10 protein-coding genes are annotated in these 16424 nt (G+C 49.4%); 1 reads left to right on the top strand and 9 read right to left on the bottom strand.

Going from position 1 to position 16424, the window contains the following annotated elements:
* Nucleotides 1-7 precede the first annotated feature (7 nt).
* From IEV98_RS06945 to IEV98_RS06920, 6 genes are all read right to left on the bottom strand, one after another.
* Entirely contained in the window at nucleotides 8-2443 is a 2436-nt protein-coding gene (locus IEV98_RS06945; RefSeq protein WP_188505148.1) for a TonB-dependent receptor plug domain-containing protein, read from the bottom strand.
* A 330-nt stretch (nucleotides 2444-2773) separates the two neighbouring features.
* Nucleotides 2774-3346, bottom strand: coding sequence for a helix-turn-helix domain-containing protein (locus tag IEV98_RS06940; RefSeq protein ID WP_188505147.1), 573 nt, complete (start codon nucleotides 3344-3346; stop codon nucleotides 2774-2776).
* Nucleotides 3347-3476: 130 nt separating this feature from the next.
* On the bottom strand, nucleotides 3477-4694 hold the full coding sequence (locus tag IEV98_RS06935; RefSeq protein WP_188505146.1) for a purple acid phosphatase family protein: 1218 nt from the start codon (nucleotides 4692-4694) through the stop codon (nucleotides 3477-3479).
* Nucleotides 4695-4786: 92 nt separating this feature from the next.
* A complete protein-coding gene (locus tag IEV98_RS06930) occupies nucleotides 4787-7798 on the bottom strand; it encodes a TonB-dependent receptor (protein WP_188505145.1) in 3012 nt (1003 codons plus the stop codon).
* Between the two features lie 209 nt (nucleotides 7799-8007).
* A complete protein-coding gene (locus tag IEV98_RS06925) occupies nucleotides 8008-9021 on the bottom strand; it encodes a FecR family protein (protein ID WP_188505144.1) in 1014 nt (337 codons plus the stop codon).
* Between the two features lie 97 nt (nucleotides 9022-9118).
* Nucleotides 9119-9769, bottom strand: a complete 651-nt coding sequence (locus IEV98_RS06920; protein ID WP_188505143.1) for a sigma-70 family RNA polymerase sigma factor — start codon at nucleotides 9767-9769, stop codon at nucleotides 9119-9121.
* Nucleotides 9770-9926: 157 nt separating this feature from the next.
* Here IEV98_RS06920 and IEV98_RS06915 point away from each other — a divergent pair, with 157 nt between their 5' ends.
* Nucleotides 9927-13313: a DUF7133 domain-containing protein gene (locus IEV98_RS06915; RefSeq protein ID WP_188505142.1), complete on the top strand. Its 3387-nt coding sequence runs from the start codon at nucleotides 9927-9929 to the stop codon at nucleotides 13311-13313.
* 62 nt (nucleotides 13314-13375) lie between these two features.
* Here IEV98_RS06915 and IEV98_RS06910 read toward each other — a convergent pair whose 3' ends face one another.
* The 3 genes from IEV98_RS06910 to zwf form a co-directional block, all read right to left on the bottom strand.
* Nucleotides 13376-14113: a hypothetical protein gene (locus IEV98_RS06910; protein ID WP_188505141.1), complete on the bottom strand. Its 738-nt coding sequence runs from the start codon at nucleotides 14111-14113 to the stop codon at nucleotides 13376-13378.
* 70 nt (nucleotides 14114-14183) lie between these two features.
* The gene (pgl, locus tag IEV98_RS06905; protein WP_188505140.1) at nucleotides 14184-14900 is read right to left on the bottom strand and encodes a 6-phosphogluconolactonase; all 717 of its coding nucleotides are present in this window, start codon (nucleotides 14898-14900) and stop codon (nucleotides 14184-14186) included.
* A gap of 8 nt (nucleotides 14901-14908) precedes the next feature.
* Nucleotides 14909-16411 carry a glucose-6-phosphate dehydrogenase gene (gene zwf / locus IEV98_RS06900; protein WP_188505139.1) on the bottom strand — a complete coding sequence of 501 codons (1503 nt, stop codon included), beginning with the start codon at nucleotides 16409-16411 and terminating at the stop codon, nucleotides 14909-14911.
* Between the last annotated feature and the right edge of the window lie 13 nt (nucleotides 16412-16424).

The following is a 16424-nucleotide window of genomic DNA, read 5'->3' as shown; positions in this document are numbered from 1 at the left end:
AGTCATGTTAAAGCACCAGTTTTAAACCCAATACAACCGATGATGGAAGCGGCATACCCGTACTGAAAAGGTCGGTACGCCGAATACCCGTTATATTTTCTTCGGGATTGAACCCGCTATACGCACTCAGCGTTAGCAGGTTGTCTCCCCGCACAAATAATTCGGCCTGACGGATGGGCAGCCCCTGCAGGAAAGACCCGAATTGATACGACAACACGGCTCTGCCCAATCGGATGAAACTCCCGTTTTCAATGGATCGGATGCCCTGATACACCGTGCCACCGTCGGCATCCTCTTCCACGAAATAGTACGGGGTCTCGGCGGTTTTCAACGGGAAGAAGCCCCCCACCTGCGATGCGGAATAGCGGCTGGAAAACGACTCCGCGGCCACATCGGCATTCAGGGCATAGTTGATTCCAAGGCCCAGCGTAAATCCTTTATACCGGAAGGTGTTGGTTACGCCACCAAACAGGCTGGCTTCGCTATTGCCTATTACCCTGGCCTGCTGCCCCTCCGTTGCAATGATGGAAGTCAGCGCATCTCCGGATTGCAGCGCCTGGAGATAAGCAAAGCTGGTATTCGCCGGGTCTTCCGGCAATGCGTTGACCGCGTTGCTGTAAGATGCCAGGTTGATATTGGTTGTCCATTGGAACCTGTCGTTTTGGATCAGCGTTCCATCCAACTCCACTTCCACCCCCGATAAAGCCAGTTTTCCGCCGGTTTCGTACCGGTAGTCTATGCCATAAATGTTGGGCAAATATCTCCGATAGGTGAAATCCGAATAACGCTTATCGAAGTAGTTGACCGATAAAACCAACGCGTCTTTAAACGCATAACTGATGCCGCCGTCAATCTGGAAAACGTCGATACTTTTTGCGCCCTCGAATGCTGCGTATAGCTTGCCGATTCCCAACTCATTGCCACTGAAATAGTCGCCAAAGGCCGTCAATTCACCTCGGTATACTTCCGGGCGGGACAGTATCCCCGTCTTACCCACCGATGCGCTAACTGTCAGCGGTAGTTGCAAGGTGCTTTTGAAGCTATAACTCGCTCCCGCAGCCGGATAAAAACCCCATTTTTGATCATATAACGAACTCGCGTCAGCGCGCAGTGTTGCATTCAGTTTGAGGTCCGGGTTGAAATCAACATTCCATAAGCCGTAGAAAGAAAGGAGGTTCTCCTGGTCATGGCCGGACAGTGCGTCCGTCTGATTGGCATTGTAACCGGTTACCACCTTTACAAAGTTGGAACCGCCATATTCCAAGCTCCGGCTCCCATCAACAGACGTGATGCGGTTGTCCGTCATCCGGACTTCATTACCCAGTGTCATGGACAGGCCCAGCCGGTCTGAAAAACGGTGACGATATTCCACGGCTGTATTGACGGAAATCAATTGTCGCCTTACGGCAGCACTGGCTGCACGGACATATCCGTCCAACACATCCGACGGGATAAAAAAGTCGCGTTTGGCGCCTTCGTAAGATATACCCGCAAGGGACGAAACGGACCACGCCGGAGCCAACTGGTAACTTAGGCGCAGCGACGAAAGCTGGGCGGTGTTTTTATTATCGTCCATAAAGAACGTCTCATCACTCAGCACCGGCCTAGCTAGTCCACGTTCGTATCCACCAGCGTAACGTCCCTTCCGGTTTGCCAACGTCAAATTACTATAAAATTGGGCTTTGAGCTGCTTAGAAATGTGATACGTGGCGTTTAAAAATAAAGATTGCTGCGTAAACTTACTTTCTGCTACCGCACCATTGTCCTGGTAATTCGTTACGCCAAATAAATACGACCCGAAGTCTCCGCCACCATCAATGATGGCTTGCTGGCTATGGGTGATTTGCGGCCGGTATACTTTCCGCCGTGCCGTGGTGTTGAAATCGTAGAACGCGTCTTTACGATAGTTGAAATCATTTAAATAATTGGTCCCGGCAAATGCAGATGCAGTGACGTGCAGTGGTCCGCTGCGCCCCTCTTTCAATACGATGTTAATCGCCCCGTTTGCCGCTAAAACGCCGTACGCCGCCAATTGGTCAATGGATTTGATGATTTCAATACGTTCAATTTGATCGGGTGTGTAATAGCTCAACGGGTTAATCGCGGTCACGCTGGAAGGGGTTGCAACGATCGGCACGCCATTGACCAAAATCATCGGCATGGTGGACTCATCGGTGGGATCCATGCTTAGCCCTCGAAGATTAATGATCGACTGTATACCGGCCTCGCCGGACCAGCTTTTCACGCGAAGACCTGCCGTGCTGCCCTGCAATAGGCTTTCCACCCCATTCCGCACCGGCCACAGCACGCTGTCCACCTGGACGACCTCCTGTGCACTTACGTGCACCAACCCCGCCGGAAGCAAAATGACGCAGAAAATTGCCCTCCAAAAAAATTTCGGGAGTAAGTCCATCATACGAATACCAAGGGTTACCTGCTCCATTTTTTAGTTAATAAGTGATTCATATGCATTACATTAGTTTTGATTGAAATTTCGTTGCCTTGAGATTGCGTCATCCAACCAGTCGTTTACAAATACTAATCGCATCTACCTCGTCACGTTCATTTCCAAACACGCACCCAATAAGTACGTCACTTAACTATCAAAGCCCCAACTGCTTGTTCAGAAAAGTTAAGCAATACTAAACAATGTTTATTAAGTCAATAAACCGGGAAAATTAAAAAATCATTAAACCGGCTGGCAATGCCATCGAGAAATCGAAATGCAGGAATGGAAAGGCTTAAGCTTTAGGGTTTTTGTTTGGTCTGTCAGTTAATTCTCAAAGAAATAGATGACCAACATGACGGCATTGTAGGCTCCGATATTTTTCGGCGTATGTGGGATACGCCCGTCAAATAGCATGGAGTCCCCTGCGCTTAGTCGGATATTCTCGTGTTCAAATTGGTATTCAACTTCACCAGACAACATGTATTTATACTCGAACGCCTCAGTTTCCACCATAGGTCGTTTAGCATTCGGTTCCAGTTCAAGCAATACAATGTCTACTGTTGATTTTTCGATGTTCCGAGTAAAGATCCGATGGTACCGGAAACCCAACGCTTGTTCTTTTTCGAAATAGTAATATTCGTCCCGGCGTTTAACCAGAATGGTTTTGGTCGAATCCGCCGTATCAATTTCCTTAAAGAAGACATTCAGGTCGACATCCAAGGCCTTGATAATCGCTATCAATACAATCAAGGATGGAACGGCACGGCTGTTTTCGATCTGAGAAATCAGGCCCTTGCTTACTGACGCGCGCTCAGCGAGCTCTTGTACGGTAATTCCTTTACTCTTTCTTCGTTCCCTGATTTGATTTGCAATTTGGATGAGAATGTCTTCTTTCATGTGCGTACTCTTGGGCGCAAAGATATTTCATTTTGGGAGAATGGCCAAAAAAGCCGCCAAGATGCCGGTGTTGACATCATGGCGGCTTTTCCTTACTTATCCAAACGCGTTGAAAAAAGGATACAAGCGGCTATTTCGTCAATTCAAATGAATCAAACAATTCGCCTGATACCTTATACGACTTGTACTCCAGCGTTTCATTTGAGACCTGGATCGTCTGGTAAAGTTGTATATCCGTAATCGATACATCCATCCAGCGATCTGAATCGGATTCGTACATCTTCGGCCCGGCAACGGAAAGCACATATACCGGACTGTTTGGCTGCGCATCAGGCCCCTTGCCCCTGGCATAGGTATGGTCATGACCCTGCAATACCAGATCCACGCCATAACGGTCAAACAAAGGTTTGAACAGTTCCCGCAGTACAGCATTGTCTCTCCGCTTCGATGTGGAATATACCGGATGGTGCATTGTTACGATTGTCCAACGCTGGGCATTGTCTTTCAATACCGCTTCGAGCCATTGCAATTGTGCGCTCCTAGCGGCTTCATCCAACATGATCAGCTGGCTGTTGAGCGAAATGATACGCACGTTCTGATAGTCGAGGTAATACACCGACTCTTGCATCCCATCCGGCCCATTGGTTGGCAAGGTAAATTGAGCTGCCCAATGTGGGTCCAACGTGAGCTGTTCGTTGTCATCTCGGAAGTACTCGTGATTACCTGGCGTAGGCACTGCGGGTATCATTCCGTGTATAAATGACGTGCCATAGTGCCATTCACCCCATTCCGAATCGGTATTGGAGCGGTTTATCAAGTCGCCCGCGTGGATAATGAACCGCGCATCGGATTGCTGCCGGAATGCCTGGCGGACGGTGCGTGACCACCGTGATTTCAGGTCGTTTTGACCGTCGCCGAGGTAAACGAAGGAAAAAGTAGAGTTGCCGTCGGCAGCATCTGCTGTGCGGAATTGGTACCACTCGCTCCAATGCTCCCCGTCTCCCACGCGATAGATGTAGACCGTAGCAGGTTGAAGCCCTTTGAAAGTCGCATGATGGTACCGATCTTCACGCCCTTCTTTGGTCGCTAGTGATCGTGTCGTAGCCGGAAATTCCTCAATGCCATGCTCCATATCCGGTGAAGCATCTTCCTTTTTGAACTGGGCTTTTGCCCTGTTGACCGTGGCATCCGTACGCCAAGTCACCGTTTGTGTCGTAGCCGGGTCGGCCGACCAGGTGAGGGTGACCCGGTCGGGATAACCCGATGGTTGAAACTCCTGCGCACACAGCACGGCGACGTTGAATAGCAGTAAGCAGGCGAGTATACCCGCGCGGAAAATTAGATTCATCGTGTAGTTCAATTTAATTTCACCTATTTATATTAATTAACTCATTGTAACCCATTTTTCCTCCAATCGACGGATATCAATGACTGTCGTCATTAGAAGGGTTTGTACCGTATCCCAATATTACCCCACACGGAGTAAATCCGGTCATTGTCCGGTCGGCCATCCCCATAATAATTCCTTATTGGCTCATTGGTAAGGTTGCTGACACCAAGAAAGATTTTGGTTTTGCTATTTATCCGCTGGGAGGCTGAGAAATCCAGCTGCATCCTACCTGCTTCAATCAAGTCTTCATTTGGTGTATCCGCCAGCTCCATGGTAAATGTTTCATAAAAATAAGCAGATATCCGACCTGAAAAACCGTACTTCTCGTATGACAGGGCTAGATTGCCAACCTTCGGCCGCATATCTGGCAAGCGCACCGTGCGATCCATCTCAATGCCGGGTACTTCAAAACTGGATTGGATCTGCGTATAATTGGCATAAATACCAAAACCGTTCAGGAATCCGGGCAAAAAGGTAAGCTGCTGCTGCCAGGCAAGCTCAAACCCATAAACGTCTGCCGCAGCGCCATTCGCAGCCTGGTCGATACGCCACCCATCGTACTCCCCGCCTACCTGTTGGAATGACCGGCTATAGATATAGTCATTTATGCGTTTGTAAAAAGCACCTCCCGACACTAAGCCTATCTTTTTGAAATAATGCTCAAAAAGGAAATCCAGGTTCGTAGCCGTAGACTGCTGTAGATCGGGATTGCCTTTGTTGACCCGTTGATTGCGGTTGAGCACTTCTTCCCACGGCACCAGGTCGTAATAGCTGGGGCGCGAAAGCGAGCGTGTGGCAGCCGCGCGGAGGTTGGTCTGCGGTGTCAGCGCATACTTGAGGTTGAGACTAGGAAAAAAACCGTCGAACACTTTGTCTGTATTCACGGGATTTGTGCGTACATAAGCGCCATCTTCATCCAGGATCACTTCGTTGCCTTGATAGTCAAACCCGGTCTGCTCATACCGGACACCAGCCGTAACCTCCAACTTATCCACATTGAACCGTGTCATCGCATACGCCGCTCCCAGATACTCCGTACCGGTATAGGAATCAGGGTCGGTATTTTGCCGGGTATAGGTTTCGTCGTCGATAAAGAGATCTCCGTTATCGCGGAAATAGCGCTCCATCTTCTCCACATCCGGGAATGTACCGATATTGTATTTGTTTTGATAGTAATCATCCCGCTCAATACCGGTATTGAAGTCCGCTAGCGAAAAGTTCCCATCTTTCAGCACATGCCTGTAATAATTCCTTGTCCGCTCGTTATACTTGTACCGGAAGCGGCCACCGAATTTGATAATCCCCTTATCGCGCTCGCTGAAGCGAAACGACCTGATGACATTCAACGTCAGTTGGCCATCGTGATCAAGCGACGAGTCGTGCCTGTTTACATATTCCCGGGCGGTATAGGCTACGGGATCGTATACGTCATCTCCTTCAAGCGCAATCATGGGTGTACGTAAAGACGACACGTCTACGGCCCCACTCAACCCGCCACGGGTGAAATTGGCGTTATAATAAATCGGCTGGTCATACAGCCCCCGGCTGTAGGTAAGGTCGCCATTCATCTCCCAATTGCCCCTGTTTCTTTTACCACCGAGTGACAACATCAACAGGTCGCGGTTATAATCGCGGTCGTTGCCGCCATGCTCCACAGTCACACCGGTCACCCGGTCGGTGCTTTGGTAATCGCCGATTACAAAATTGCGGTTGTTGCGGGATTGTATCTCGTAATATTTATTGTAATTGCCTCGAAGATAAAAATGGACATCCTGATTTGGAAAAAAATTCAGTTCGGCATGGATGCCCAAGTTGTCGCGCTTTAGCTGCGTATCTTCCAACGAAATAACACGGAGCCAGTTTTCACGATCTATGCCTTCTACCGTATAATTGCCATAGCTCTTTTGGATGCGGTCTTCCCCACGTAGCGATCTCATGTAATTCGCCCCCAGCTGATATCCCCACCTGGTTTTCCGTTCTGAATAGTTGAGGCCTACCTCATAAAGGTTTTTGCCCACCAACAGGTTGTTTCCAAGCGAAGCCTTGGCGTCCATTGACCTTGAGTACTCCGGGGGTGTCTTCGTGATGATATTGACTGCGCCCGCGGTTCCGTCCGCATCCTGATCGGGTGTCAGGGTTTTGATGACCTCAATCGCTTCCACGGTGTTCGAAAGAATCCCGTTGAGGTCCGTTGTCCGGTATCCCGCCGAGGTAGAAGGCAGGCGATTACCATTCAGGGTCACGGAACCCTGATCTTGGGAAAGCCCACGGATAATGACATTGCGGGCAAGACCATAGCTGTATTCGACCGCTACGCCCGGCACCCGTTGGAGTGCTTCGCCCACGGTATTGTCTGGAAACCGCTCCATTTGTTCCTGCGACAGTACATACTTGATGTTTTCGGCATTTTTCATGGTATTCAGCGACTTGACTTCTCCGCGGCGGATTCCCTCCACCGTAATGCCTTCCAGCTCGGTCAGCTGCGCTGCGAGCGAAACATTCATCTGCACCGACCCACCCGCCTGCACACTGGCCGTGACCTGCTGCGCTACATATCCGAGATACCGTACCACCAGTTCCACTCGTCCGACCGGCACGTTATTCAAACGGTAGTGGCCCCGATTATCAGCCACTGTGACTGCCAACGAACCCTGTACTTGGACCGTTGCATGGGCCAATGCCTCACCGGTCGAAGCGTCCGTGATGCGACCAATGATCCGGCCAGGTTCCTGCGGAATAACCTTGGTTACCGCAATAATATGCTTATTTTGGGCAATCTTCAGGTTAAAATCGCCAGCAATTCTTTCCAGCAATTCATACAGATTGGTTTCGCCTATATTTCCTAATCCGGCTCCCGTGATTTCGCCCACCGCCTTATCGTAATAAAATCGGAACCTCGACTGCTGCTCTACTTTCCGAAAGAGACTGCCGAGGCTACGGCTGTCATCATCACCAACTGTGATGTTGATTTCACGCAAGTGCTGTGACATCACATCCGATGCTATAATGACGCCACCGGTTGTACAGGATATCACCACAACCAGAAACAATAATCGCGACATATTACAAATTCTTTTTATTGAATTTTTATTCATAAAATTGTTGATTGTTTTTTATAATTCTTTTCCATTAAATGAATTTTGAAAACACACAGGGCGGGGTGGTGAGAAGCTTCCGCTCTATTTTTTCATCCTGAATAGTTTTTTTGTCAGCTTTTACACGTGCATAACAGACCTCCTTCCTTATCGTGACACTTCATCGCTATGGCTGCCTATTTCCAAACCGTCACCTTCCTTTTCTGGATATCAAAGTTGAAATCGCCCGCTTCCGAGAGCATGCCGAATACGGTTTGCAGGGGTTCGTTCTTCACGGAAAGCGACATTTGCTTCGTCTGAAGTGACGGCGAAGCAATTTGGATCTCTACCCCATACCATCTTTCGAGCCGTACGGCGATCGCTTCCAAGGGTGTTTCCCTGAAAATAAGTTCGCCATCTTTCCAACTCAACGCGACCCGCAAGTCAACCTCTTCCACGGTCGCCGTTTTATCCAGCAGACGATAGGTTAACTGCTCCCCTTTTTCGAGCATCCATCCCCGTCCCTCATGTACAGGTTTTACCGACACTATTCCACTGGCCACGGTGACCGCCGGCTCAGCGTCCGCCGGGTAGTGTTTAACGTCGAATGATGTACCCAACACTTTGACGTCCAATCCACTTGTGTATACAAAAAAAGGCCTTGTCGAATCCGGCTTCACCTCAAAAAAAGCCTGTCCCTCAAGGAAAATCCTGCGTTTATCAGGTTGGAAATTTTCCGGGTACCGGATTTTGCTGGCATTGCCCAGCCATACACGCGAACCATCGGCAAGTGTGAGCATTTTACGCTGTCCGGCAGCCGTACTGTGCTCAATATAGGCAGGTACCTGCTGTGCCGATCGGGCTGAATAGTCGCGGTAAGGTTTTACTAACCATACCATACCAAGCAGCAGAACCGCTGCCGCACCTGCTAACCAGATAAATTTCCTGGTTCGTGACCTAACGAGAACAGGAGGTTTAGCCCTCTCCTGAAGCTCAGTCATGGAGCGTTCCTGCCATTCAGCTAATGCCTTTTTATCCATGGCTTCGCCGATATCCAGCTGTTTCAGCCACCGCGCGATCAACTCTTGTTCCATGGTGGATGCAGTTCCTCCAAGTATCTTTTGATACCGCTCTTTTAGCTTTTTGACACTTTTCATCACGGGATTCCATTCATTTACGGAGATGCTTACGCTTCCCTCGCTAATCGACACTTGGGTCTCCGTTTACCTTATTAAAGCGTCACAAGCCCAAACGTACCAGTGTTTGGATATTAAGTTTCCGTGAATAATGATTAATGATTTTTTAATATCAGCTCGCAACGAGCCACCAAAGCAGCACAAAACTAGGAGAGGTCAGGTTCTGGACTTCCAAGGCCTTGCGGAGGCGTTTCATGGCGGTTTGCAGATGATTGCGAACCGTATTGGGAGAAAGGCCCAGATGCCCCGCTATTTCGTTGATGGTAAAATGCTGTTCACGATTTAGCAGGAAAACCTCACGCATCCGCTCAGGCATTTGTGCCACCGTAATCGCTATGGCATCCATGATAAGTTCGTAATCACGCTCAAGCATTTGGTTTGCGGACTCTCCGGGCTGCACGACCAAGGTTTCTTTTTCCATGAAATGCTGAAAATTGTCCAGATGCTGCCGCTTGAAACCCTGGCGACGGAAATGGGCGAGCAATTTGAACCACAACCGTCTTTTCAGCCAAACTATAGACAGGTTATCTAACGGAAAGACTTCCCTTTTATCCCAAAGTTCAATAAACAAATCCTGCAAGACATCGTATGCCTCATCTGAATCGCCCAATTTCCGGCAGGCCAATGGAAACAATACCGGCCAGGATGCTTCATGTAACCGCACAAAAAGCTGTTCGTCAGGCAATAGCGTAGGATTTTTTATGCCGTTTTGCTGGTTGGTTTTCACACCGACAAAGAATAGCAATTCATATTTATTAAACACAAAATAAAAAAGAATAAATTATTAAGCGTCTTCAAAATTGAAGATACAATGCGGGTTTTCCATAATCCTTCTTATATTAGCACAGCTAACCAAAGAAATGTTAGTCATACAGTTACCGGTTCTCGCATTTGCCAAGAATTGACTTAAGTAGATTTCAATGAATAAAACAGGTATTGCAATAGCTGCTACCGCTCTGTTGTGGAGCTGCCAAAATAAGACCGCCAATCTACCCGCCAAAGAAATGGACCCCATCCAGACCGCCCAATTGGCGACAACCATCGAGGAAAGCGTAAACGCTGAGCTGGATAGTGGATTCACGCTGAAATTATGGGGCATTGATTCATTGGTTATTTCGCCCATCGCCATCGACATCGATGACCATGGACGGCTATTCTATACGACGACAGACAGGCAGAAAAATTCTGAATTTGATATTCGGGGCCACCGCGACTGGGAAATACCTTCCATTAGCTTTAAAACGGTGGAGGATCGGCGGGCTTTCCTTCGCGAGGAACTCGCTCCCGAAAACAGCGCCCGTAATACCTGGCTCGCCGACCTCAATGGAGACGGTTCACACGATTGGCGCGACCTGACCATCCAGAAAGAAAAGGTATACCGCGTGGAGGACATTTCCGGCGATGGCATAGCCGATCGATCTCAATTGGTAGTGGATGATTTTCACGAAGAGATAACCGACGTCGCAGGCGGAATCTTTGCAGACGGGGACGACCTGTATGTAGCGGTTGCTCCAGATCTATGGCGTATGACCGATAAAAATGGTGATGGCATTCCCGATGAAAAGAAATCAATTTCGCACGGCTATGGCATACATGTGGGTTTCAGCGGCCATGGCATGTCTGGTGTGAAGATGGGACCGGACGGACGGATTTATTGGCAAATCGGAGACATCGGTTTCAACGGCGAGGGACCCGATGGAAAAAAATGGGAGCACTCCAATTCGGGGGTAATCGTGCGTTCGAACCCCGATGGCAGCGATTTCGAGGTTTTCGCCCATGGCTTGCGCAACACCCATCAATTTGTATTTGATGAATACGGCAATATCATCAGTGAAGATAACGATGGCGACCATGCGGGCGAAAAAGAGCGCTTGGTGTATATCGTCAATGGCTCGGATGCGGGCTGGCGCAGCAACTGGCAGTACGGCAAATACCGCGATCCGGATAACAACACCTATAAGGTATGGATGGATGAGAAAATGCATCTCCCCCGTTTCGAGGGCCAGGCGGCATATATCACACCTTGCATCAGCAACTTTGTGAGTGGGCCAGCGGGCGTGGTTTATAACCCCGGAACGGCATTAAGTCCGGCTTATAAAAACACCTTCTTTGTTGCCGAATTTGTAGGTAATCCGGCCAGTTCCGGAGTCCATAGTTTCAAGCTGAAACCCAAGGGCGCCACATTTGAATTGGGTGAACATAAGAAAGTATTGGGTGGCATACTGGCTACTGGTCTCGATTTTGGACCGGATGGAGCATTGTACGTAGCTGACTGGATTGATGGATGGGGCACGCACGATTACGGCCGTATCTGGAAATTGGACCATGCAGATGGGACCACAAAAGCCCTTCGCGAAGAAGTGAAAACGTTGTTGGCGACCGACTTTAGCGGGAAAAACAAATCCGAATTGGGTAACCTGCTCCGGCACGAGGATATGCGTATCCGGCAAAAGGCCCAGTTTGCCTTGGTAAAACAGGGGAAAAAAGGAATAGAAGTTTTCAAACAAGCGCTTGCACAGACCGACGATCAGCTGGCGCGCGTACACGCCATATGGGGCATCAGCCAGTTGGCGCGGCAGGATGAGCAAAACGCAGCGCTTCTCTTGCCCCTACTTCAAGATACCGATTCGGAAATACGTGCCCAGGCGGCCAAATGGCTGGGCGATATCCGATACGAAGAAGCTGGGACAGCACTCCTGCCGTTGTTAAACGATTCCAACAGCCGGGCACGCTTTTTCGCGGCCGAGGCATTGGGACGGATCGAATACGCTCCTGCCATTGCGCCCATTATCGCCATGCTGCAAGCAAATGACGACGATGATGCTTTTTTACGGCACGCCGGCGCATTGGCATTGGCCCGTATCGGCAAAGCCGAACCGCTTGTATCCCTGGCCGATAATCCTTCGCGGGCACTACGCATTGCCGCCGTAGTGGCATTGAGGCACATGGGTGATTCGGGCATTGCCCGATTCCTCAACGACAAAGACGAATTCGTCGTAACAGAAGCTGCTCGGGCGATCAACGACGACCTCTCTATCGAGGGGGCACTACCTGCCCTTGCAAGCCTGCTCAATACGACGTCGTTTTCCAACGAGGCGCTGATACGTAGGATCATTAACGCCAACCTCCGGGTAGGAAAACCTGATAACCTGCAACACCTCATCCAATATACCCAAAATAGCAGCCATCCTGCTGACATGCGCTCGGAAGCCATTGATGCATTGGGTACTTGGGCCAAGCCTTCGGTACTGGACCGTGTAGACGGTCGTTATCGGGGTACGATCGAGCGCGATGTAAACGCGCTGGAAAACGAGGCGACCGCTACCTTCATCGACCTATTAGCTGACCGCGAACTCTCTGTACGATTGAGTGCTGCCAAAGCCGTCAATAAATTGCAGCTTCAGCAAGCTTCGTCTGCCCTATTGGCCGGTTTGAAAAACGACCGGGAAGCGGCCATGCGGGTAGCATGCCTCACGGCACTCGTTGCCTTGGAAGACCCGAAGCAAGAAGAGGCCATCAAGTTGGCACTTGCCGACCGTGAGCGGTCCGTGCGTGTCGCTGGGCTCGATCTACTGGAAAACATGACGATTCCGCGAGAGGTTATCGTAGATTTATTGGCAAATGTTATTGCCACGAAGACCATCGAAGAAAAGCAGGCTGCCATCGTCACGTTGGGCAAACTGCCGCTCGGCAATTCGAACACGCTTTTCAGTAGCCTCCTGGATGACATGGAAAAGGGCCGCTTAAGCCCAGAGGTCTATCTGGAACTAGGTGAGGCCATCGATAGTGTGCGCTCCGAACCGCTCGCCGCTCGCTATAAGGCCATCAGCCAACATTTTTCGCCAGACCAACTACTGGCTTCCTATGCCAGTAGCTTGCAGGGGGGCAATCCGAATAGGGGCCGACAGATTTTCTTCCAGCATCAGCAGGCGCAATGTATGAAATGCCACGCCTACGATGACCGCGGTGGCAATGCCGGGCCGCGCCTCAACGGCGTAGGCAACCGCCTTTCGCATGAGCAATTGCTAGAATCACTAATCGATCCAGGCAAGCGGATCGCTCCCGGGTACGGCATCGTTATGCTGGAATTAAAAGATGGGCAAAGCCTATCGGGAATTTTTCAGGGTGAAGATGCACGTGGTGTAAAAATCCGGAAAGGACAGGAGCCTGATCAAGTTATCCCGCATAGCCAAATCAAGAAAAAGACCTTTTCGCCATCCAGCATGCTGGACATGAAAGGCATTTTGTCCAAACGCGAAATCCGCGATGTGGTGAGCTTTTTGGCGGCTCTTACGGAAGACGATTAGTAATCAACTGCACTGCCGTAATTCCACAGCAGTGCAGCAGGTCTTTTAGAAAAGAAGCTGATTTAATTCGCGTAGCGAAATCCATCCTTATGCTCACTACCTTTGACCTGTCCGGTCTTCAAGAGATGATTCAACCGGAAGGCGACCACTTTCTTCAGCTTGGTCAAGCCGTATTCCGGATCCAAGTTATTCAGGTAATCAATCACTTCGGCCTTGGTGCTACCCTTTTTTTGCGCCAACGCAAATCTAATCTTATCATCCATTTTAGCTTTGGGATCAAAAGATACGGGAATAGTTTTACCAGTGGCCTTCTTGGTAGCAGGCTTCGGTGAAGCCGGCGTTGGGACCTTTGATGCCTTGGTGGCAACCGCCTTCTTCACCGGTTCTTGCTTAGTGGTCACTTGATCGGTCTCAACAGCTGCGCTCGCGGAGCTGGCGGGTTTGGCTACTTGACGTGAGCGAGTCCGTTTAGGAGCATCAGCTGCGAGGGGCGCATCGGACACAGCCCTGCGCTTCTTTACCCCAGTTTCCTCTGCATCTGACGAAACTATACGACCGACCAATTTCTCAGTTTGCGTTTTAGCTCCCTCAATAGCCTGGGTTACCTTCTTACGGATAGACTTAACGGCCTTCTCCAGCTTTTTCTTACCCCTTTTTTTGCCTTTTTTTATTGCTGACTTTGAATTGGCGCCAACGACTGACAGCATCGTTTCGATCTTTTCCAGCTCATCCCGTAAAGCCTGCTTGCGTTCCTGAAGATAGGCGAGCACTTCGCTATCCTTAACTTTCGATTTTGCCATACTATTTGCTAGTTATTACGAATTAAAAGTACTCATTTTATCAAAAAGAACCGCCAAACCATGCTGTCCGCTAAAGTCGGCCGGCCGCGGCATCATCAACAAACCAGGTAACCCGCGCATCGTCGGTGTCGAGGAGTTGTGCCGGGTATTGCTCAAAATTGCGCGCTCCTTGTAATACTTCGTACAAGGCATCCGCTTTATTGGCACCAAAAGCAACCACCGCAACATTCGCTGCTCGATTAATCAGCGGTACGGTCAACGTAATACGGTACATATCTTGGGCATTCAAATAATAGGCCGCCACCCATTTGTCGTACTCATGAAGCACGCCCGTATTGGGAAACCAAGATGCCGTATGCCCATCAGCGCCCATACCCAAGAGGACTAAATCAAAACAACCGGCCGGATGGAGGTGATCCCGCAGCGATTGCTCGTATTCACGTGCAAATTCTTCCGGAGAGATGCCATCGGCCCACATAGGAAAGACCTGCGCTTTCGGGATAGGCACATGTGCAAGTAGTGTTTCTGAAGCCATGCGTGCATTGCTTCGCTCATCATCCAAAGGTACCCACCGTTCATCACCCCAAAACACATATACTTGTTCCCATTGGACTTGAGCACGATAAGGTGGAGTGGCTAACAACCGATACAAACCAATAGGCGAAGAGCCGCCCGTCAATGCCACAGTAAAGCGTCCCGTTTTAGCAATAGCTTCCTGGGCCACCTTAACAAACAATTGCGCAACTTCGCTATCAAGTTGCTTCAAATCATCAAATTTCCTAATCATCTCTTTTATTACGTATGCAAATTCAATGCCCAAATATGACCTTGCCGTGCAATCAATGCTTCAGCACTTTCGGGCCCCCAGGCACCTGCCGCATAATTAGGGAAATCCAGTGAATCCCTGCTTTCCCATGTTTCCAATATCGGTGTAATCACATCCCACGCCTCTTCCACTTGATCTGAGCGCATGTACAGGGTCGTATCACCCCGCATTGCATCCAGTAGAAGCGTCTCATACGCTTCGGGCGTTTGCGTTGAACACGTATCGTAGTTAAACACCATTTCCGCGGGATTGAGGCTCATCTCCAAGCCTTGCTTTTTAGCGGTAAACCGTAGTCGGATATCCATCGTCGGCTGGATGTTGATCGTCAGCCGGTTGGGCATTAGATTCCCTGCTTGCGATGACGAGAAAGTCGAATGCGGCACAGGGCGGAATTGGATCGTGATGGAAGAGGTCTTCTCCTGCATACGCTTTCCAGTACGTAGGTAGAAGGGCACACCTTGCCACCGCCAATTATCGATGTAAAGCTGAACGGCCGCATAGGTCTCCACGTTGGAATTGGGATCAACCCCTGCCTCCTGGCGGTAACCGGGCACCTTCTTTCCGTTTATCCAACCTGGGCCGTATTGTCCCCTTACGGCATACTTATGTACTTCTTCGTGTTTCAACCTACGGATAGCCCGCATCACATCTACCTTACGGTTGCGTATCTCTTCTGCTTGAAATGAAATCGGTGCCTCCATAGCGATCATACACAATACCTGTAACAAGTGATTCTGAATCATATCACGTAACGCACCAGAGTTTTCAAAGTAACTTCCACGGTCTTCCACACCTACCTGTTCTGCTACGGTTATCTGGATATAGTCAATGTAATTACGATTCCATAGCGGTTCAAAAAGCGCGTTGGCAAACCGGAAGGCAAGTATGTTCTGTACCGTTTCCTTACCCAGGTAATGATCGATGCGATAGATTTGTTCTTCCTGGAATGTATTTCCCAAAAGCTGATTGAGGGCTACCGCAGTCTGTTTGTTGTATCCAAACGGTTTTTCGACCACAATCCGATCGGACGCCGGTATATTAGCCAGTTTATATTTATTGATGTTGACCGTAGCCGCTTCGATGAATTGCGGGGCGATAGACAAGTAAAATAAGCGATTGGCCCTTACTCCCCACTCCTTGTCCAACGCATCTAGTTTGGTAGCCAAACCTTTGTAAGCAGCCTCATCGTTGATATTCGACTCAAAGTAAGAAATGGAAGGATTGAACTGATCCCATTGTGCATCATCAGGCTTTCCCTTGCGGGAAAATTCGACCAACCCTTCATATAAGTGTTCTCTATAGTCTTCGTCGTTAAGCTTGGTCCTGCCAAGTCCGATCACCGCAAACTTCTCGGGCATCCACCCATCGATATATAGATTGTAAAATGCGGGTATTAATTTTCTCTTGGTAAGGTCCCCTGTTCCGCCGAAAATCACAATAATCGTAGGGGATAGTTTTTTACTTGATTTCATTTTTGGTTTAAAA

It is taken from the genome of Parapedobacter pyrenivorans, assembly GCF_014636865.1.
Lineage (GTDB): Bacteria > Bacteroidota > Bacteroidia > Sphingobacteriales > Sphingobacteriaceae > Parapedobacter > Parapedobacter pyrenivorans.
The sequence above is the reverse complement of the archived record's forward strand: the minus strand, read 5'-3'. Positions and strand labels throughout refer to the sequence as shown.

Excerpts from the sequence above, each read along its gene's own strand:
- IEV98_RS06915 (WP_188505142.1), top strand. The coding sequence starts at position 9,927 with ATGAATAAAACAGGTATTGCAATAGCTGCTACCGCTCTGTTGTGGAGC.
- IEV98_RS06945 (WP_188505148.1), bottom strand. The coding sequence starts at position 2,443 with ATGGAGCAGGTAACCCTTGGTATTCGTATGATGGACTTACTCCCGAAA.
- IEV98_RS06910 (WP_188505141.1), bottom strand. The coding sequence starts at position 14,113 with ATGGCAAAATCGAAAGTTAAGGATAGCGAAGTGCTCGCCTATCTTCAG.
- IEV98_RS06930 (WP_188505145.1), bottom strand. The coding sequence starts at position 7,798 with ATGTCGCGATTATTGTTTCTGGTTGTGGTGATATCCTGTACAACCGGT.
- IEV98_RS06935 (WP_188505146.1), bottom strand. The coding sequence starts at position 4,694 with ATGAATCTAATTTTCCGCGCGGGTATACTCGCCTGCTTACTGCTATTC.
- zwf (WP_188505139.1), bottom strand. The coding sequence starts at position 16,411 with ATGAAATCAAGTAAAAAACTATCCCCTACGATTATTGTGATTTTCGGC.
- IEV98_RS06940 (WP_188505147.1), bottom strand. The coding sequence starts at position 3,346 with ATGAAAGAAGACATTCTCATCCAAATTGCAAATCAAATCAGGGAACGA.
- pgl (WP_188505140.1), bottom strand. The coding sequence starts at position 14,900 with ATGATTAGGAAATTTGATGATTTGAAGCAACTTGATAGCGAAGTTGCG.